The sequence below is a fragment of the Paenibacillus wulumuqiensis genome (assembly GCF_000971965.1).
GTDB lineage: Bacteria > Bacillota > Bacilli > Paenibacillales > Paenibacillaceae > Saccharibacillus > Saccharibacillus wulumuqiensis.
On record NZ_KQ040793.1, the window covers coordinates 86116 to 105623 of the forward strand.

The 19508-nt window shown below is 52.3% G+C and carries 17 protein-coding genes; 4 read left to right on the top strand and 13 right to left on the bottom strand.

The window, feature by feature from the left end; genetic code table 11:
- The first annotated feature begins 50 nt into the window (after positions 1-50).
- Positions 51-1139 carry a M24 family metallopeptidase gene (locus tag WH45_RS03405; RefSeq protein ID WP_046213014.1) on the top strand — a complete coding sequence of 363 codons (1089 nt, stop codon included), beginning with the start codon at positions 51-53 and terminating at the stop codon, positions 1137-1139.
- A gap of 186 nt (positions 1140-1325) precedes the next feature.
- Here the strand turns inward: WH45_RS03405 and WH45_RS03410 are convergent, their stop codons facing one another.
- Together WH45_RS03410 and WH45_RS03415 are read right to left on the bottom strand one after the other, a co-directional pair.
- Positions 1326-2084, bottom strand: coding sequence for a queuosine precursor transporter (locus WH45_RS03410; RefSeq protein ID WP_046213015.1), 759 nt, complete (start codon positions 2082-2084; stop codon positions 1326-1328).
- A 283-nt stretch (positions 2085-2367) separates the two neighbouring features.
- Positions 2368-3765, bottom strand: a complete 1398-nt coding sequence (locus tag WH45_RS03415; protein WP_046213016.1) for an L-cystine transporter — start codon at positions 3763-3765, stop codon at positions 2368-2370.
- A 509-nt stretch (positions 3766-4274) separates the two neighbouring features.
- Between WH45_RS03415 and WH45_RS03420 the strand changes: the two genes are divergently transcribed.
- Positions 4275-5969, top strand: a complete 1695-nt coding sequence (locus tag WH45_RS03420) for a methyl-accepting chemotaxis protein (RefSeq protein ID WP_046213017.1) — start codon at positions 4275-4277, stop codon at positions 5967-5969.
- A 277-nt stretch (positions 5970-6246) separates the two neighbouring features.
- Here the strand turns inward: WH45_RS03420 and WH45_RS03425 are convergent, their stop codons facing one another.
- From WH45_RS03425 to WH45_RS03475, 11 genes are all read right to left on the bottom strand, one after another.
- A complete protein-coding gene (locus tag WH45_RS03425) occupies positions 6247-7806 on the bottom strand; it encodes a cobyric acid synthase (protein ID WP_046213018.1) in 1560 nt (519 codons plus the stop codon).
- 22 nt (positions 7807-7828) lie between these two features.
- Positions 7829-8716 (bottom strand): adenosylcobinamide-GDP ribazoletransferase, encoded by an 888-nt coding sequence (locus tag WH45_RS03430; RefSeq protein WP_046213019.1) that lies wholly within the window; start codon positions 8714-8716, stop codon positions 7829-7831.
- Positions 8713-9291 carry a bifunctional adenosylcobinamide kinase/adenosylcobinamide-phosphate guanylyltransferase gene (gene cobU / locus WH45_RS03435; protein ID WP_046213020.1) on the bottom strand — a complete coding sequence of 193 codons (579 nt, stop codon included), beginning with the start codon at positions 9289-9291 and terminating at the stop codon, positions 8713-8715. The genes WH45_RS03430 and cobU overlap by 4 nt, the downstream gene beginning before the upstream one ends.
- A complete protein-coding gene (gene cobT / locus WH45_RS03440) occupies positions 9288-10358 on the bottom strand; it encodes a nicotinate-nucleotide--dimethylbenzimidazole phosphoribosyltransferase (protein WP_046213021.1) in 1071 nt (356 codons plus the stop codon). Before cobT ends, cobU begins: the two co-directional genes overlap by 4 nt.
- Before the next feature lie 141 nt (positions 10359-10499).
- A complete protein-coding gene (locus tag WH45_RS03445; protein WP_046213022.1) occupies positions 10500-11327 on the bottom strand; it encodes an ABC transporter ATP-binding protein in 828 nt (275 codons plus the stop codon).
- Positions 11328-11394: 67 nt separating this feature from the next.
- Complete coding sequence (locus WH45_RS03450; RefSeq protein WP_046213023.1) at positions 11395-12432, bottom strand: FecCD family ABC transporter permease; 1038 nt, start codon at positions 12430-12432, stop codon at positions 11395-11397.
- On the bottom strand, positions 12429-13433 hold the full coding sequence (locus tag WH45_RS03455) for an ABC transporter substrate-binding protein (RefSeq protein WP_046213024.1): 1005 nt from the start codon (positions 13431-13433) through the stop codon (positions 12429-12431). The genes WH45_RS03450 and WH45_RS03455 overlap by 4 nt, the downstream gene beginning before the upstream one ends.
- Positions 13434-13492: 59 nt before the next feature.
- On the bottom strand, positions 13493-14188 hold the full coding sequence (locus WH45_RS03460) for a histidine phosphatase family protein (protein ID WP_046213025.1): 696 nt from the start codon (positions 14186-14188) through the stop codon (positions 13493-13495).
- Entirely contained in the window at positions 14185-15192 is a 1008-nt protein-coding gene (cbiB, locus tag WH45_RS03465) for an adenosylcobinamide-phosphate synthase CbiB (protein WP_046213026.1), read from the bottom strand. The genes WH45_RS03460 and cbiB overlap by 4 nt, the downstream gene beginning before the upstream one ends.
- On the bottom strand, positions 15189-16301 hold the full coding sequence (locus tag WH45_RS03470; RefSeq protein WP_046213027.1) for a pyridoxal phosphate-dependent aminotransferase: 1113 nt from the start codon (positions 16299-16301) through the stop codon (positions 15189-15191). Before WH45_RS03470 ends, cbiB begins: the two co-directional genes overlap by 4 nt.
- Before the next feature lie 257 nt (positions 16302-16558).
- On the bottom strand, positions 16559-16741 hold the full coding sequence (locus tag WH45_RS03475) for a hypothetical protein (protein WP_046213028.1): 183 nt from the start codon (positions 16739-16741) through the stop codon (positions 16559-16561).
- A 307-nt stretch (positions 16742-17048) separates the two neighbouring features.
- Between WH45_RS03475 and WH45_RS03480 the strand changes: the two genes are divergently transcribed.
- The gene (locus WH45_RS03480; protein WP_046213029.1) at positions 17049-18050 is read left to right on the top strand and encodes a lipoate--protein ligase; all 1002 of its coding nucleotides are present in this window, start codon (positions 17049-17051) and stop codon (positions 18048-18050) included.
- A 70-nt stretch (positions 18051-18120) separates the two neighbouring features.
- The gene (locus WH45_RS03485) at positions 18121-18918 is read left to right on the top strand and encodes a Cof-type HAD-IIB family hydrolase (protein ID WP_046213030.1); all 798 of its coding nucleotides are present in this window, start codon (positions 18121-18123) and stop codon (positions 18916-18918) included.
- The last annotated feature ends 590 nt before the right edge of the window (positions 18919-19508 follow it).

Sequence of the window (19508 nt, forward strand, 5' to 3'; positions counted from 1 at the left end):
GTATTACAGAATCCGCATTATTCATCTTACAATGACAAGGAGCTGCACCTATGGATGACAGAATTGCCACCCTGCGTGGATTAATGAGAGAGGCTGGTATGAACAGCCTGCTGATCACCGATCCAAAGCATGTCTACTATCTGACCGGATTTGCGAGCGATCCGCATGAACGTTTTCTGGGATTGTTTATTCCCGATGGAGAAGAAGCTTTTATGCTGGTGCCTGCGCTGGACGAAGACAAGGCGCGCAGCGTATCCAGTGTGGAACGAATCGAGACCCATACGGATACAGACAACCCGTACATCCGGCTCAAGCACTGCATCAGCGGCAATGTCGGCAATCTGGGTCTGGAAAAGGAACACCTGTCGGTTGCCCGCTTTGAACAGCTGTCTGCGGAGCTGAACGCAGCTTCCTATATCGATGTAGGCAGTATACTGAACAGCATGCGTTCACGCAAATCGCCGGAAGAAGTGGAGCGGATGCGTGAATCCATCCTCAAAATCGAAGAGGTGCTGCGCCGTGGGCTGTCCAGCGTGAAGATCGGCATTACCGAAATCGAACTGGTCGCCGAACTGGAATACCAGATGAAAAAGCTTGGTGCCGAGAAACCTGCTTTTGACACGATGGTATTGTCCGGTCCAAATACGGCCTTGCCTCACGGTGTACCGGGATCACGCAAGCTGGCGTCCGGTGAGCTGGTCATGTTCGATCTTGGACTGTTTTACAATGGTTATGCGTCGGATATCACACGTACGTTTGCTATCGGTGAGGTCGATGAGGAGGCGAAGCGCATCTACAACACGGTGCTGGCAGCCAATGAAGCGGCGATCCGGGCGACTCGCCCGGGCGTTACTTTTGCCTCGATCGACAAGGCTGCGCGCGATGTAATTACCGAAGCCGGCTACGGTCCTCGCTTCATCCACCGTCTCGGACATGGTCTGGGCATGGATACACATGAATATCCTTCCGTACATGGCGGCAATGAGAACGTACTGGAAGAAGGCGTACTGTTCACCGTTGAACCGGGTATCTATGTACCGGGCCACTGTGGCGTACGGATCGAGGATGATGTAATCGTAACGGCGGATGGTGTGGATGTACTGTCTTCTTTCCCAAAAGAACTGACGGTTATCGGCTAATATCGCTCTATCGGCCAGAACCAAATAAAGACACGCTTCCTGCGCATGGAATATACGCAGGAGGCGTGTCTTTTTGCTGTTGCAGACTCATTGGATCAAGCAGGAGAGTCAGGTTTTATAGATTCATTATCCTACCCGACGGTGTCTGTACCTTATGATTGTTACATCAGTTATCAATCGCTATGGTCAGGACCGTGGCTTGGCTGACGGCTCTTCCCCAACCGCTGCCTGCGGCTGGATCAGCAGCGAACGGTCTTCCTCATGCACTTTGAAACTGCGTGCCAGATACAGGAAAGGCGTGCCTGCAGCGGTAAGTACAAATTTGAGAATATAGGTTGTCAGGAAAATCTCCAGCCAGACCGACCATTCGTACATGCCCAGAAAGGCGATGCTGCAAAAAACAAGCGTATCCACAAACGAACTGATCATTGTACTGCCATTGTTGCGAATCCACAGCTGATGCGGAGCCGGAAAAAGGCCGCGCAGCCATTTATACAATCGAACATCAAGGAACTGACTGACCAGATAGGCGGACAGGCTGGCGATCAGCAGAATCGACAGCGGACCGAAGATCGTTTTCAGCGCATTCTGGGCATCCTCGGCAATGCCTCCGCCTGGTGCCACCTGGAAATGAATAGCCATCTGCATCACAATCGTCGTTACGACCAAAGTGAAAAATCCGAACCATACCGCCCTGCGGGCAACACGCGAACCAAAGCGTTCATTCAGCAGATCACTCGCCAGATACATACTCACATACATCGTATTACCAAGCGTTGTCGTAATACCAAACAGCTCAATGGTCTTGATCACCTGAATATTCGCCAGAATAGCAGCGATTGCGATCCAGCCATACATCCCCTTGATGCCAAAAATTCTGTAGCAGATCGTAAATAACGCATAATTCACGATCACGAAAAAAATACCCCATTCTATATTAAACACTACTCTTCCCCCTAGTTTTGATGACGCGGGATGGTTACGAACCGCGGAATATTATTGAAAACCTGTTCTACTTTATCACAGGAATACTGCATTGCCAACATATTGTGGAAAACAGTCCCAGTTTATACGTACAGTATATCCACTCTTTTTCCAGTTCTTTCCGGGAAAACAAGACCAGATATCCATAAAAAAACAGGCATGCCCGCTGCATCATCGGATGCGTATGGCATGCCTGTTTCCTGTTGGATTTCTTTGATACATGACCGCAGGATCAGCTTTGTAATCAGGACGCTTCGGCTGTATCCAGATCCCGGTCTTCGTTATTGTAGATATCTTTGTCATGTTCCTTGAGTACACGGCTGCTGACCAGGCCGGCTGTCATCGATCCGCTCACATTAAGCGCAGTGCGACCCATATCGATCAGCGGTTCAACGGAAATGAGCAGACCTGCCAGGGCTACCGGCATATTCATGGTCGACAGAACGATCAGCGCGGCAAATGTAGCTCCACCGCCCACACCTGCAACACCAAGGGAGCTGATCGTTACAACAGCGATCAGCGTCAGAATGAACTGCCAATCCAGCGGATTGATGCCCACGGTCGGTGCAATCATGATCGCCAGCATGGATGGGTAGATCCCTGCGCAGCCATTTTGTCCAATCGTCGCGCCAAAGCTGGCGGATAGATTGGCAATCCCTTCGGAAACGCCCAGTTTGCGGGTCTGTGTCTCTACGTTAAGTGGAATCGTCGCCGCACTGGAACGGGAAGTAAAGGCAAACGTCAAAGTAGGAATAATTTTCTTCACATACTGTACCGGGTTCAGTCCGCCGATAGCCAGAATGATCATATGAATGACGAACATCGCGATCAGCGCCACATAGGAAGCGACTACGAATTTGAACAGATTCAGAATATCCTGTCCGCTCGTGGTGGCGACCATTTTGGTGATCAGCGCCAGAATGCCGTATGGCGTCAGACGCAGAATCAATGTGACCATGCGCATAACGACTCCATAGATCGATTCCATCAGATTGCGGAATACTTCACCCTGGGCAGGGTTTTTACGCATAAAGCCAAGAGCCGCTACACCGACAAAGGCCGAGAAAATAACAACAGCCAGTGTGGACGATTGACGCGCTCCGGTCATATCTTCAAACGGATTGGTCGGAATAAATTCCAGCAGCTGGGCCGGCAGCGATTTGTCTTCCACCTCACCAAGACGTTCCTGCAGCGCCGCTCCACGTTCCTGCTCGACCTGTCCGATCGGCATGCCTTCGGCAGTCAGATTGAAGCTGAGTGCGGAAGCGATCCCTACTGCGGAAGCGATCGCTGTTGTCAGCAGCAGTACAGCCAGAATGGAACCGCTGATTTTACCCAGGTTCTGACGGCCGCTCAATTTGAGAATGGCCATAATGATCGAGACCATAATCAGCGGAATCACGACCATCTGCAGCAACCCTACATAGCCGTTACCGACCAGGCTGAACCATTCCATCGAATCCGAGACCACCTCGGAATCCGGTGTATAAATCAACTGAAGTGCCGCACCGAACAGAATACCGAGCAGCAGACCGGTGAAGACACGTTTCGTAAAGGAAATATGCTTCTTCTGCATCCAGACCAGTACGCCGATCAGTACAGCCAGTATCAGTACATTCAGTATAACTAGAAATACATTCATTACTTCTCCCCCTCGAATCTATAAGTTATCTGTATAATTCCGGTTTTTATTCTATCACAATTCCGAGTAAACAAGTAGTGTTAATTGCATGATATATAAATCCGATTTTTCGCCTTTATTTTGCTTATTTTGATATTTTTTTATCAAATTATTGTTTTATACGTAAAAATACCTATTCAAACTACGGTCAATTGATATAGAATAAGAAATTATTTATGCCTTTTATCATGGTTCATTTAGCTTATAAATATTCATTTTCATATTATTTCGGAAATGAAAAAGTTTATAAGCCTAATATATTGTCGAAAGGAGTCAAGCAAAACAGGGACCTGGTACTCATAGTACATACATATGGATTACAGCCTGTCTTTATACTTCTTAAGAGTATGTATCGTAAAAGCCACGTCAGTTATTGTTACGTCGGGGGACAAACTCAGTTGCGAAAGTCATTGGATTATGAATTTCAGCAGAGAATTGCAGACTTGTTAGGTATGGAGAGGGGATTCAGCATGTTTCGAATTAATCAATCGATCAGCCGTAAAATTATGGTGACCTTTGCCCTGTTGATTATCGCAGTGTGTCTGGTCATGAGTATTTTCTTTTATGTTATGACCCGGGGAGTGGTCAACAACAATGTGGTTCCCCAGTTCCGTCAGGTGCTGAATATTGCGATGGACGGTATTCTCAAAGGTCTCGACAATACGCAGGTTATGCAGTCTGCCCAGGGCAACAGTGGAGAAACGATGAAGCTGGAGACCTATCTGGATACCCAGCTCAAAGCGTATGAGCTGGACAATCTGTATGTACTGCGGGTCGACGAGGACAAAGCGGTCGTGACCGCTCTATCCAATGCCTCCAAAAATTTCAAAAAGGAACAGGCGGTCGAGCTGAGTGACAATATTCAGCAGGCGATGAAGGATGGCAAACTGCTGACCGATCTGTATACCACCGATGCCGGCTCGCATGTTACTTATTATTATCGCGTGCCGGGCAGCTCGATCCTGGTTGCTGCCAGTATGGATGCCAGCTTTGTCGACAGCATTACCCGCAATCTGGTACTCATGACGCTGGTAATGGCGATCGTGTCGGTAGCTGTCTGCCTCTGGATTGCCTACAAGTTCAGCCGTAAAATCACTCTGCCACTGGCACGGCTCGTACGCCATACCCGGCTCGTCGCCGAAGGCAATCTGCAGCAGGATATCAAAATGACCGGCAGTGACGAGATCGCCCAGCTGGCACGAGGCTTCCGCCTGATGACCGAGAATCTGCGCGCTATGGTCAATCACGTACTGGATAGCTCGGAAAAGGTGTCCATGGGTACCGAAGCATTGACTTCACGGATCAATAAAATGCACAAAATGGTCGACAGCTCTGTCGAGTCCATCAGCACGATTGAAGGCGGCAGTACGATGATCGCTACCTCCTCTACCGAAAACGCCCGTGCGATGGAAGAGATTACGAACGGCATCCAGCATATCGCATCGTCTACAGCCGACATTTCGGATCAGATCGGCCAGGCTTCAGACAGTGCAGTCGCCGGTAATGATATGGCCCAGAACGCGATTCAGCAGATGAGCTCTGTCGAGCAGGTTGTGACCGATACACGCCAGTCCGTACAGACGCTGATCGACAGTTCCGAAGCAATCAGCCAGATTCTGCTCTCAATTGGTGAGATCACCAAACAGATTCAGATGCTGTCACTCAATGCTTCTATCGAAGCAGCACGTGCCGGTGAACATGGACGCGGATTCGCCGTCGTCGCTGCCGAAGTACGCAATCTCGCTGATCAGTCCCGTGGTGCTGCCCACCAGATCGAGTCTGCGCTGCAATCGATTCGCGAGGAATCGCTGAAATCCACCGAGTCGATGAACCGGGTTAGCCAGGAAGTACAATCCGGTACCCAGCTGGTGCATAAGGCCGGCGAAGCCTTTAACCAGCTGGTCGAGCTGATGCAGCAGGTGAATATGACCGTACAATCCACCTCGGCTGCTACCCAGGAGATGTCCGCCAGCTCCGAGCAGGTCAGCGCTTCGGTCGATGAGACCGCCGAAATCACCCAGAAGGCACTCAGCAATATCAAAGGCATTGCCAAAAATACCGAGCGTCAATCTTCGGAAATGTTCGCTTATGCCGCAGTGATGCAGGAATTGAACGAACAGGCGGTTTCCCTGCAGGAAGCGGTCAGCAAGTTCAAAGTGGGCTGATTGCTCTAGAGCATAAGCATGGCGGTCTCATTGTGCAGATAGCATGTATCATGCTGTAAAGAGTTAGTTGTATATAGAGTTCGATTATGATTGGATCATTTATGTAACATCAAAAAGCGGCCTTCGTAGGATGGAAGGTCGCTTTTTGGGCTGTACCTGCATTTGGTCGGGTCGCTTCATCCGCTCTAGAAAGGAATAAGGGCATGTCCTCCGGTTAAGCCTGGAGATTAACGCAGCAAATAAACAGATAAAATATAGAATTGCGATTATACAGGCCTTAGCGACCGGCTGCAATATGATAGATACGTTCCATATCCAGATGCTTGCGTACCGTATCGGCCAGGCGGTCAAAGGCTTCCTCGCGGTGGGTGTATCCGTGGATGCTCTCGTTCAGCGGTTCCAGTCCTTTGAGCTGCCGCAGGGAATTGAGCCAGCTGCGGCGCAGCCGGTCATTATCGAATACGCCATGCAGGTACGTTCCCCAGACCGACCCATCCGGCAGGATGCAGCCGTCTTCAATAGCAGTCGGGTGGTGATCGGTTATGTGGTGCAGGTGGAACAAGGATTGCACATCGGCTCCGGATTCTACGGTTGTGGTGCCCATATGGATTTCGTATCCTTTTACGGGAATGGTCGGCTGCTCTTCATCTGTCTTTTGCAGGAGCAGCCGACCTGCGGCGGTCAGATGACCTTCTGCATGCACGGTCGTTTTGGATGCCGCAAATACGGTCGATATCGGCAGCAGGCCGAGTCCTTTGGCAGTTCTTGGAGTCGGCGAATCATAGCCGGCCGGGTCCTGCAGCGTCTGTCCCAGCATCTGGTAGCCGCCGCAGATACCGACCAGCTGTACGGCTCGCCGGGCGTGCAGTTCGCTGATCCTGCGGGTCAATCCCCTTTCCTGCAGAAATTCCAGATCGCCGAGCGTGTCCTTGGTTCCCGGCAAAATGATCACATCCGGCGTACCGAGCTGGTCTTCATGATCTACATAACGCACCGATACATCCGGCTCGGCTTCCAGAAGGTCCATATCTGTGAAGTTGGAGATGCGCGGATAATGAATAACGGTAATATCCAGTTCACGGCCGGGCAGCGGACGGCTGGATTTGCGCTGCAGGGCAACAGAATCTTCCGCTTCCAGATGCAGATTCTCCTCGTATGGCAGCACGCCGATAACCGGAATGCCGGTACGCCGCTCCAACCAGTCGAGTCCGGGCTGCAGCAGGGCGAGATCACCGCGGAATTTGTTGATAATAAAGCCTTTGACCCGGCTGCGTTCATGGAGTTCCAGCAGCTCCAGCGTGCCGACGATCGCAGCGAATACACCGCCCCGGTCAATATCCGCGACCAGCAGCACCGGCGCATCCGCCCAGCCGGCCAGATTCATATTGACGATATCCCGGTCCTTGAGATTGATCTCTGCCGGACTGCCAGCCCCCTCCATCACCACCATCTCATGCTGATCGCGCAGCCGGTTCAGCGCCTCCATCACCAGCGTACGGGCCTGCGGCAGAAAATTCTGACGATAATCCCATGCGCTCATCTGTGCATAGGGCTGACCATGTACCACAATCTGTGAATGCATATCCCGAACAGGCTTGATCAAAATTGGGTTCATGTCGGTCGTAGCGAGTTTGCCGCAAGCTTCGGCCTGCACGCCCTGGGCCCGACCGATTTCCCTTCCGTCTACAGTTACATAGGAGTTGTTGGCCATATTCTGGGATTTGAAAGGCGCCGTATCCCATCCATCCTGGGTAAAGATGCGGCAGAGGGCTGTAGTGATTACACTTTTCCCCACATCTGATGCTGTTCCCTGCAGCATAATGATCGACCTTCTCATGAAGATGTCTCCTTTTGATTTCTTATTGTCCCAGCAGCCCGAACTGCTGCCAGATGACGGTAATCATCAGCAGAATCAGCATTTCAATCCCTTCATTCAGGGCACCATACAGATCACCGGTCAGTCCACCGAGCCGTCTGGCTGCACGCCCGGCCATCCAGCCGCCTGTCAGCCAGGCACATAACGGACTGAGCAGGCAGCAGAGCAATGAAGCCAGGGCTGTGCGGCGCAGATGATCATCATAGCCAGCCAGCGGTATGGCTTCGGCCCATCCAGCGACATGTAGGATCAGCAGCCACAGGACAAGCACGATCAATCCTGTAGAGCAGAGCGCTGTGTATGACGCGCCTTTCAGCTCTTGCCGGCCCGTACCCGAGAACAGGGCGGCCAGCCCTTCCTGCTGTCTGGCTGGAGGCCAGCCTGTCATCGCCTTGACGATATACCAGCGGCTCCAGATCATCGGCAGTACCATAACGGCACAGATTGCATATGTAGAATGAGGCGTTGCTGATAGCAGCGTATAGAGAAGCGATCCTTTCAGCCCCAGCAGCAGCACACAGGCGATAACTCCCATCGCGCCTACCCGGCTGTCTTTCATAATATCCAGCATCTGTTCCCTGGAACGGTGGCTGAGCAGACCATCTGCGCTGTCCATCCAGCCATCGAGATGCAGAGCGCCGGTTAGCCCAATCCACAGGCAGAGGGCGAGCACCGATGCAGGACCTGCTGGCAGCAGCCACTGAAAAAGCACCGCTCCGGCAGCGGTGCACATTCCGATTACAAGTCCGACCAGCGGATAATACTTTACACTGCGGCGCAGCAGCTCATTGCCAAAATCCAGCCGTAGCCGCACCGGGATACGCGAGAGAAACTGAAAAGCCGCCGCTACCGCTTCCATTTCCTTGTTCATAAATGGTATTCCCTGCTTTTCAATTCAATCGGTATGCCTGCCGTCACCAGAAATACACGCGAGCACAGACTGGCCATTCGGCGGTTGGCAATCCCCGCCAGATCGCGGTACAGCCGGCCAAGCGGGTAAGCCGGCACGATCCCATCACCCACTTCATTGGTCACTACAATCACAGCTCCCGGATAATCTTCAATGGCAGCAGCCAGCTCTTCGACGGCCTGCAGCACTCTGGCCTCCACATCTGCCTCATGCTCGTATTTGAACAATACATTGGAGAGCCACAGTGTCAGACAATCGATCAGCAGGGCAGGTGCTGTACCATCCTTTTCGGTCCGTTGACGCAGCAGCCCGGCCAGATTGAGCGGCTCCTCGCATACCTGCCAGTCATAACCGCTCTCCTGCCGCTGCTGCTGATGGCGCTTAATTCGTTCTTCCATCTCATCATCAGCAGCCTGTGCGGTTGCCACATACCAGGCTTCTTCGTGCTCGGCGGCGCAGAGACGCTCAGCAAAAGTGCTTTTCCCGCTTCGCGCTCCACCAGTCACCAGCGTTTTACCGGAAAGGTATCCACTCATCCCGATACAGTCCCGGAACTGTCAGATACCCCTGCACTGGCAAAAGTAGCCATCTCGTTCATCAGATGACTGACTGCATCAATCATATGCAATGCCATCACACCGCCGGTACCTTCACCGAGGCGCATATCGAGCTGCAGCAGCGGACGGATTCCAAGCTGTTTGAGTGCAAGCCGGTGGCCTTTTTCTGCCGACAGATGGGAACCGATCAGATAACCTTTGACCTGCGGAGCCATTGTATAAGCTGCTACTGCAGCTACAGTAGAGATGAATCCGTCCAGCACTACCGGACAGGATTGGGAAGCTGCCCCGAGGATCACGCCGACCAGACCGGCAATCTCCAGACCGCCTACTTTGGTCAGCACATCAATCGTATCCTTGCTGTCCGGCTGATGAAAAGCAAGTGTTTCCCGGATCACTCTGGCCTTGTGCCGCAGTTCACTGTCGGTCAGACCGGTACCTCGTCCGGTGACTTCTTCCGGTGATAATTCGGACAACGCACACAGCATCGCACTGCTGGCCGTCGTGTTTCCAATTCCCATTTCTCCAGTGACAAACAGCTGGCTGCCGCGGTCGGCTGCTTCAATCGCAATATTCATACCGGTCACAATCGCCTGAATCGCCTGTTCGCGGGTCATTGCCTGCTCGCGTGCCATATTGCCGGTTCCCTGGCGGATTTTGTGGTTAATCAGCTCGGGATGCTCGATATTGCCCTTGACCCCGATATCCACGCACAGCACATCCGCACCTGCCTGCCGGGATAGTACATTAATCGCCGCTCCCCCGGACAGCATATTCAGCAGCATCTGCTGGGTAACCTCCTGTGGAAAGGCACTGACTCCCTCTTCACATACTCCATGATCCGCAGCCATCACGATGACGGTCTTGCGGTCGATCACCGGCTTGACCTCTCCGGTAATACATGCCAGCTGCACAGCCAGATTCTCCAGCATGCCCAGGCTTCCCGGCGGTTTGGTCAATTGATCCAGATGCAGCTGTGCCGCACGGCCCACTTCCAGATGGACAGGTTGAATACGTTCAGAGACTTCTCGAATGAACTGCTCCATGATAATCCTCCTTCTGTGAATGTCTGCCTACTGTCTATTCCACAGCTGTCATAGCCCGGTAGGCATACCGGCAGACATTCCCATCTACGTTTGTTTTTATAGTATGTTGATACCCATAGCAATGATAATAAATCTTACTTTTCACTGCCGCTTCAGCAGCAGCTGGGGAACATGAATATCCGGATGATGCACAATGGCCGGCTCCACCTGAAATAGACGACGAATCGTCTCTTCCTGCATTAACTGCTGCGGTGTACCAGCCTGAACAGCCTGTCCTTCATTTAGCGCCAGCAGGCGGTCACAATACCGGGCAGCCAGATTCAGATCATGCAGCACCGCAATAATCGTAATGCCAGATTCCCGCCGCCATTCATCCAGCCATTCCATAAAATGAATCTGGTAGGCAATATCCAGATACGTGGTCGGTTCATCCAACAGCAGCAGCTTCGGCTGCTGGGCCATCACTTTGCCAAATGCGACCCGCTGACGCTGCCCGCCGCTCAGCTGATCCAGTGGACGATCGGCCAGCGAACGCAGATCAAGCCGGTCCATAATCTGATCAATCAGCTCGTCGGCTGTATCCAACTCATCGCGGCCCAGCCAGCTCTGATACGGATACCTGCCCATCGCCAGCACTTCCCGTACCGGATAATGCAGCGGTGCCAGCCCCTCCTGTCCAAGCACGGCTGTGAACCTGGCAATACGGCGGCGGCTGTAGCTGCCAATATCCTGGCCTGCCAGCATTACCTTACCGGTATCTGGTCGCTCAATACCAGAGATCAGCTGCAGTAGCGTAGTTTTGCCGCTGCCGTTGGGCCCGATAATTCCCCAGCACTCCCCTGCCTGAACCTGCCAGTTTACATCCCGCAGTACCGGCTTGCGGGCGTAGGATTTACCGGCCTGCTGCAGTGCCACGACAGGTACGGATGCTTTTTCCTGATATTCCTGCGGATCGGTTGTTGATGTCATGATGTCTCCTCCTTTTCCGGCAGTCTTTACGATGATGAACGTTCTGGATGCAGATCACACGGCTTCTCTACTTACTCTGCTGCTTTTTGTAACGATGCAGCAAATAGGCAAAGAACGGCGCACCGACAAAGGCTGTCACCACCCCAAGTGGAATCTCGGTCGGTGACAGCACGGTACGCGCTACGGTATCCGCCCACATCAGGAAAATGCCGCCGCCAAGCGCCGACAACGGAATCAGCAGACGATAGTCGGAACCGACCAGCAGCCGGATCATATGCGGGACGACCAGCCCGACAAAGGCGATCACCCCTGATACCGATACCGCTGCCGCCGTAATCAATGTTGCCACGATCAGCACCAACATCTTGGTCCGGTCTACCGGAAGACCCAGATGAGCAGCTTCCCTTTCCCCGAGCGCCAGCAGATTCATTGCCCGGGACTGACTCCACAGGAACAGCATGCCGGCCAGCACATAAGGCAGCATCACGACTACATACGGCCAGCCCCGCAGACTCAGACTGCCCATCGTCCAGAATATAATCTCATTCACACTTCCCTCCGACATCGAAGCCAGAAACGAGACGATCGCTCCGAGAAAAGACTGCATCACAACCCCCGACAAAATCAGGCTGTTGGTCGGAATCCGTCCCTGCTCACGCGCCAGCATCAATACACCGTACAACGTGATCATACCGGTCGCAAAAGCAACCAGCGGCAGCGTCCAGCCACCGAGCAGCGAATATTGATAACCGGTGAAAATAAGCACCGCCGCTCCCACCGATGCCCCTGACGAGACACCCAGCGTGAACGGATCGGCCAGCGGATTACGCAGTACGCCCTGAAAGGCAGCTCCCGCCACCCCGAGTGCCGCTCCAACCAACATCGATAGCACTACACGGGGCATGCGGATTTTGAGCATAATCTGTTCTGAAGCCGTACTCCAGTCCGGCACGACCCATTGCTGCATAAAAGGCAGGTGATGCAGCAGAATGCGGGTAATCTGTCCGGCCGGGATATAGACCGAGCCAATTCCGGTTGTCAGTACGAAGCTGATCGCCAGTACAACAATGAACAACAGTACCGGCAGCGCGGCAGCGCGGCTCATTTCTTAACCAGATCCGGGTAAATCGCATGGGCAATTTCCACCAGTCCGTCTGTTACGCGCGGTCCCGGACGGCTGACCAGATCATCATTCAGACCGAATAATTGATCATTTTTGATCGCTTTGATTTCACTCCAGCCGCTGCGGGCACGGATAATCTGATCCAGTGTCTGCTTGGTTTTGGTATCGACCGTTTCCTTGGAATAGAGAATTACATCCGGGTCGGCTGCGACGATATTTTCTTCATTAATTTCGTTCCAGCCTTCGGTGTCTCCGGCAATATTAATGCCACCTGCGAGCGTGATCAGCTCATCCATAAATTCCCCTTTGCCGACCGTCCAGCCGGGAGAGAACTCGATATACACTTTTTTCTTCTGCTCCGGCTTCAAGGAAGCGACCGCATCCTTGACCATCTGCATCTGTTCCTTCATATGATCTGTTACTTTGCGGGCCTCCGCCTGACGGTTGGTGATCTTGCCATACAGCTCGATATTGCTCATGACATCGTTCACCGTTTTTGGAGTCGTTTTGAAAATATTAATGCCTGCATTACGCAGCTCCTGTACCAGCTCCTCACTGGAAGAAATGCCGGTAAAGACGATATCCGGATTCTGGGCGATAATTGCTTCCACATTGGGCTTGGTGATTCCGCCGATTTTAGCTTTGGTATTCACCTGCTCGGGATAATCATCATACTCCGATACTCCCACAATTTGCTGATCCAGTCCCAGGGCAAACAGGGCTTCGGTCTCTGCCGGGGAGATGGACACGATACGCTGCGGTGCCTGATCGAACGTAAATGATTTGCCGGTTGCATCCTGTACAGTTAACGGATAGACCGTCTGGGAGACGGCTGTACCGCTGTTTGAAGCGGCTTCATTGCCAGCCGGCTGCTGCGCAGTTGGAGCACTTTCCTGGGCAGGTGCGCAGGAAGCCAGCAGCAGGGCGAGCGACAGAATCATGATGGACGTCGCCCACCGGGAAGTATACTTGTTCATATTCATTACTTATTCTCCTTTGATAACAGCTTCTAATAGCAGTTTTATTGATTGTAACCTCATGATTATAGGGGAAAAGGCACGACCTCACAATCCGCTGCATCCCACGTCAGCAGATAACCCCTACCCGGAGGAATCGTCAGCTCCCAGAAATGGATACCCGGACAGCACCGTGTGATGAACTGCCGAATCACTCCGCCATGAGTCATGACCATAATGCGTCGCACCGAATCGGATCTGTTCAGGGACAGAGGCATACCGGTCGGATTCTTGGCAGCAGTCGGCTGATCTTGGAACGGAGACCGGTTTGCGAGATGCTCCAATCTGCCGAAATCAGGCAGAATCATCCGGGCAAACTGCTCAACCCGCTGGCTAAAATGCTGCCAGGATTCTCCATCCGGCGGGCAGATGGACGAAGGATCATCGATCCAGCGCCTGTATGCCGGCTGTTCGCACAGATCATTATAGGTCAGTCCTTCCCAGCGGCCAAAGTCCAGTTCACGCAGCCGGGCATCATGGATCACTGCGGGCATTGATTCGGAATAAAGTGAACGCGGCATAATCCGCTCCAGTGTCTCCCGGCAGCGCAGCAGATCGCTGCAATACATTCCATCCCACTGCCAGTCCTCCAATGCACGGCGTACAGGCTCCAGTTCCTGCTGAACCTCGTTAATTAGCGGCAGATCGGTATGTCCCAGATATTTCTTTTCCCGGTTCCACTGTGTCGTGCCATGGCGCAGCAGCACTATCTGCATCTTCATGTTCCGCCACCGCCTCTCCCTATCCACAGCAACAGCGCAGTTCCTCCAAACGCCATAACCGTGCCGGTCCAGTACATCAGCCGGCTCGTCCGAATAATATCATCCGGCACCATGCTGCGCCGGGCTGTACCCATATAGGCACGATGGGAAATGACACCGTGATAGCTGTTCTGTCCGCCAAGCCGGATCCCGAGCGCTCCGGCGACCGCGGCTTCCGGGTAACCGCTATTGGGACTCGGATGACCGGAAGCATCACGCATAACCGCTTGCCATGCACCGGCAGCATTTAACCGCATTGGCATACTCAGCATAACCAGCAGAACAGCCGTTATACGCGCCGGGATATAGTTGGCTATATCATCGAGCCGGGCAGAAGCCCAGCCGAGATAGAGATACCTGTCATTTTTATAACCGACCATGGAGTCGAGTGTATTTACTGCCCGGTAGGCCATTGCCAGCGGCGCTCCGCCAATCATTGCGTAGATCAGCGGGGAGATGACTGCATCCACGATATTTTCGGCGATGGTCTCCACCGTTCCCCGGATGATCTCCGGTTCGTCCAGATCAGCGGTATCCCTTCCGACGACCATGCTCAGGGAGCGGCGGGCAGCAGGCCGGTCCTGCCCAATCAGATCCCGGTAGACAGCCATGCCTGCCTGCTTGAGACCTTTGGAAGCGATCGTTGTCGCAATCAGAACAATCTCCAGACCTGCTGCTGCATACGGATGAATCCATTGCGCCGCCAGCAGCAGCATCCACGTCATGACCCAGACGCCACCCACGATGAGTATCGGCAGCAGCAACCCTGCCATACGCAGACGATGTTCCGGCAGTCGCCAGCTTCGGATCATCCGCTCCACTGCCTGAATCGCCTTGCCCATGCCAATCACCGGATGAGGCAGCCAGCGGGGATCACCGATGATGCGGTCGAGTATATAAGCTGCCAAAGGTATCCAGCCGCCTCCTGCCCAGAGAGCATTATACTGCCAGTACAGCAGGCTCATCGCATTTCAGCCTGCTGTGGATCGATCATGATCTGCTCCCAGCATTTCAACAGTTGTGTATTGCTGTCTTCATCCTTTACAGCGATCCGTATATGCCTGCTGCCAAGCCCGGGATACATGGCGCAGCTGCGGATCAGAATACCATGCTGGCCCATAGCCATTTGAAAATGTTCCGCTGTCCACGGTTCCGGCAGCTCGGCCAGCAAATAATTGGCTTCTCCCGGACAGACTGTACAGCCCATCCCCGTGAGATGTTCATGCAGCCGGTCACGCTGACTTCTATTATGCAGGATCGTCTGCTGTTCATATTCCGCCGCCTCGCTATTTTCGAGACACCAAGCACCGGCAGCCAGTGCGAGTGTGTTCACACTCCAGGTTACCTGCTGGCTGCGCATTCGAATGGACAGTTGCGGGGAACTGATCGTATAGCCAAGACGCAGACCGGGTATGGCATAAAATTTGGTCATCGAGCGCACGATGATCATATTCGGATATTGCTCCAGCTCACTTTGCAGTGATACACGTCGGGCTCTCGGAATAAAGTCGGTAAAGGCTTCATCCACCACCAGCGTTACGTCATGTGTTCTCGCCGTATCTGCTATCCGCCGCAGGTCTTCGCTTACGTACTGTACACCATTGGGATTATTCGGCTGACCGAGAAAAAGCAGATCCACCTGCGGAATCAGCTCGCAGATCTCTGCTGCATCCGCCCGGTAATCCAGTTCCTTGCGCCCATGAATCCGAATCACTTCACTGCCATACTGGCCTGACAGCTGGGCATATTCCGAGAAGCACGGCTCGATCAAACCTACCCGTTCCGGACGCAGTGCCAGCAGCAGCAGTGCCATGCATTCTGCCGCTCCATTACCAATCACCAGCTGTTCTTCGGTGCAATGATTCCGCTCTGCGAGCAGTGAGCGCAGACGCCGATGCGCCGGATCGGGATAATGCATAATCTGTGGCAGACAGTCCGCCAGATAGTCCAGCAACCCCGGAGGCGGTCCGGCCGCATTCATATTCGCGCTGTAATCCAGCAGCTCCGAGACCGGCCGTCCAAACTGCTCGGCCGCCGTCTCCCGGTCGCCTCCATGTCCATAGATTTCAATCATACCTGCTGTGTTCTCCTTCCTGCTCCTTGCAGTCTCCACATCGTCTATTAGGCTTGCATGTTGGACAGGCAATGCAGAGACTGCAATTTCATATATGTATGTAATATTACATTACTATAGCTTGCCGAATAATCTCAATGAAAACGGTAGAGATCATCATTCATCCTTTGCTGGTTATTCCAAAAAAGGCCGCCGGTCCGCTTGGATTCAAGCAGCCTGGCGGCCTTTCTCTGTACAGCGATATCTGCGCTGTACGGTTATATTCTGCGATTCTCCTGATCTTTCATATGGTGCTGCTCATCAGGTACACGACCCTGATCGGATACTCCTTGCTCGAGATCCGGTGATTGCTCTTTACCATCCACGAAATTTTTCATGTCCTGGTTATGCTGATCTTTTTCCTGCTTACTTTTCAGCAAATCTTTTGCTTGATCACTCATCGTTGTAGGCCTCCTTATAGCAAGCGTTAACAGCTATTACCCGTCTCTTTTTGCAGCTAAACGCGGAATTGTCCATCCAGCTTCAGGCAGGCGGTGTTTCCGGATCAATAGTCAATACTATCATTTTGCATAATTCAATTGGTTTTGGTATATCTTTCGTTTACAATAAGAAAGCAGGCATATTTGCGAACATTTCAGTCTCCGGGACTGCCCGGCAGAGCGGCCGTTCATCCGTTTTGTCAGGCAGCGGTTGTACGCGCTTCGCAGAGATCATGCCGGTAAGGTGAACATAAATGGAGGAAATACCATGCTCTTTATCGATAACAAAGGCATTACCGATCCAACGATCAATCTGGCTATTGAAGAATTTGTGCTTAAGCATCTGCCGATGGATGACAGCTATCTGCTGTTCTACATTAATGAACCATCCATCATTATCGGCAAGCATCAAAATACAATCGAAGAGATCAACGCCGAATATGTAAAAGCCAACCATATTCACGTCGTACGCCGTCTGTCCGGCGGTGGCGCCGTCTACCATGATCTTGGCAATCTCAGCTTCAGCTTCCTGACCAAGGACGATGGACAGTCGTTCCACAATTTCCGCAAATTTACCCAGCCGGTTGTCGAAGCGCTGCAGCAGCTTGGCGTCAATGCCGAACTGTCCGGACGCAATGACCTTCAGGTCGGCGAACAGAAAATTTCCGGCAATGCCCAGTTCTCCACACGCGGCCGCATGTTCAGTCATGGTACGCTGATGTTCAATTCCGAGCTGGATAATGTGCAATCTGCACTCAAGGTCAACCCGGAGAAATTCAAGTCCAAGAGTACCAAATCCGTGCGCAGCCGGGTCGCCAACATCTCCGAATTCCTGAAGCAGCCAATGACGATGGAAGAGTTCCGTGATGATATTTTGCGTCATATTTTCGGTGTGGAGCCTGCCGATGTTCCCCAGTACGTACTGACCGAGGAAGACTGGGCCAAAATCCACGAAATCTCCGCAGAACGCTACCGCAACTGGGACTGGAACTACGGCCAATCCCCGGAATCCAATATCAAGCACGCCAAAAAATTCCCGGCCGGCATTATTGATATCCGCATGAATATCAAAGAAGGCCGTATCCACGAAATCAAGATCTACGGCGATTTCTTCGGAATCGGCGATGTGGCGGATATCGAGGACCGACTGCGCGGCCAGCGTTATGAAGAAGCGGCGGTGCGCGAAGCTCTCCAGGGGCTGGACCTCAAACATTACTTCGGTAATGTGGAGCTGGAAGACTTTGTCGGACTCGCCCTGCTGGAAGATTAAGCGCCCAATCCGAATGATCCATATACACCCATAAATACAGACCCATTTGAGGATAGAAGGAGAGCATACGATGTATAAATTAATCGCTATTGATATCGACGATACGCTGATCAACGATGACAAGGAAGTAACCCCTGCCACCCAGCAGGCACTGGAACAGGCTGTTGCCAAAGGAACCGTGGTGACACTCGCTACCGGACGCGCCTATGCATCCGCCCAGGCAATTGCCCGCCAGACCGGACTGAACGTACCGATCATCACGTACCAGGGTGCCCTGATCAAAAACCTGATGGATGAAAAAGTCCTATATGAGCGTTATGTACCAATCGAAGCGGCACGCAAGCTGTTCGAATACTGCGTGGAGCACAATCTTCATCTGCAGACCTACATCGATGACAAACTGTATGCGCGCGAGCTGAACCAGCATCTGATCGACTACACAACGCTCAATCGTACACAATATTACGTAGAGCCTGATTTTATCAAAATGATCGAGCAGCCTACACCAAAAATGCTGATCATCGACGATCCGGCCTTCCTAGACGAGCTGCAGCCGATTCTGCGTGAGCTGCTGGGCGACGGTGTCCACATTACCAAGTCCAAGCCGGAGTTCCTGGAAATTATGCACAAGGAAGGTACCAAAGGCGCTGCCCTGACTTTCCTGGCTGAACATTTCAACTGTGATTTGAAGGATACGATCGCTGTCGGCGATTCCTGGAATGACCACGAAATGCTGGAAGTCGCTGGTCTCGGCGTAGCAATGGGCAACGCGATTCCGCCGCTCAAAGAGATTGCCGACTACATTACGGCGAGCAACAACGAAGATGGCGTGAAGCAGGTTATCGAAGAGTTTATTCTTAAAGGCTGATTGTGTGCGGGCACGTGTACGTTATGTGTATATGCACATCCGCTGCGTATATGCACATCCGCTGCGTATCTGCGCGGGTTACGCGTATGTGCATCATCCGCTGCGGAAAGGGATTTGGTCACGTCCTCCGGTTGAGCCGGGAGATCCGGAATAGGTTAAAAGGGCGATCTCCCGGCTCAAAGGTCGTCCTTTGACCAAATTCCCTTTCCTCCGCTATGCGATTGAGCATAACTTGGACGCTGTATCATTTCTCTACTGCGTAATTAGGTCGTGCTGGCAGTCAGGAGTTTGTTATACAGCTGGTGATAATAGTTAGTTGTTTATAAGCATTATATAGTAGAGCAGCAAAAGAAACGGATACAGCAAAAAATAGAAATTGTACCACGTAAAAAGTAATACCAGAAAAGCACCTTGCCAGAGAGTATAGCATCATTCCGTGATATTGCCGGGATAATGCTATACTCACCGCAAGGTGCTTTTGATTTTAGTGTTGCTGTATACATTGTGTGCTCATGCTTATGCTTATGCTTATGCTTATGCTTATGCTTATGCTTATGCTTATGCTTATGCTTATGCTTATGCTTATGCTT

Coding starts and splice junctions, on each gene's coding strand:
- WH45_RS03405 (WP_046213014.1), top strand. CDS start 51: ATGGATGACAGAATTGCCACCCTGCGTGGATTAATGAGAGAGGCTGGT.
- WH45_RS03415 (WP_046213016.1), bottom strand. CDS start 3,765: ATGAATGTATTTCTAGTTATACTGAATGTACTGATACTGGCTGTACTG.
- WH45_RS03420 (WP_046213017.1), top strand. CDS start 4,275: ATGTTTCGAATTAATCAATCGATCAGCCGTAAAATTATGGTGACCTTT.
- WH45_RS03425 (WP_046213018.1), bottom strand. CDS start 7,806: ATGAGAAGGTCGATCATTATGCTGCAGGGAACAGCATCAGATGTGGGG.
- WH45_RS03430 (WP_046213019.1), bottom strand. CDS start 8,716: ATGAACAAGGAAATGGAAGCGGTAGCGGCGGCTTTTCAGTTTCTCTCG.
- cobU (WP_046213020.1), bottom strand. CDS start 9,291: ATGAGTGGATACCTTTCCGGTAAAACGCTGGTGACTGGTGGAGCGCGA.
- cobT (WP_046213021.1), bottom strand. CDS start 10,358: ATGGAGCAGTTCATTCGAGAAGTCTCTGAACGTATTCAACCTGTCCAT.
- WH45_RS03445 (WP_046213022.1), bottom strand. CDS start 11,327: ATGACATCAACAACCGATCCGCAGGAATATCAGGAAAAAGCATCCGTA.
- WH45_RS03450 (WP_046213023.1), bottom strand. CDS start 12,432: ATGAGCCGCGCTGCCGCGCTGCCGGTACTGTTGTTCATTGTTGTACTG.
- WH45_RS03455 (WP_046213024.1), bottom strand. CDS start 13,433: ATGAATATGAACAAGTATACTTCCCGGTGGGCGACGTCCATCATGATT.
- WH45_RS03460 (WP_046213025.1), bottom strand. CDS start 14,188: ATGAAGATGCAGATAGTGCTGCTGCGCCATGGCACGACACAGTGGAAC.
- cbiB (WP_046213026.1), bottom strand. CDS start 15,192: ATGAGCCTGCTGTACTGGCAGTATAATGCTCTCTGGGCAGGAGGCGGC.
- WH45_RS03470 (WP_046213027.1), bottom strand. CDS start 16,301: ATGATTGAAATCTATGGACATGGAGGCGACCGGGAGACGGCGGCCGAG.
- WH45_RS03475 (WP_046213028.1), bottom strand. CDS start 16,741: ATGAGTGATCAAGCAAAAGATTTGCTGAAAAGTAAGCAGGAAAAAGAT.
- WH45_RS03480 (WP_046213029.1), top strand. CDS start 17,049: ATGCTCTTTATCGATAACAAAGGCATTACCGATCCAACGATCAATCTG.
- WH45_RS03485 (WP_046213030.1), top strand. CDS start 18,121: ATGTATAAATTAATCGCTATTGATATCGACGATACGCTGATCAACGAT.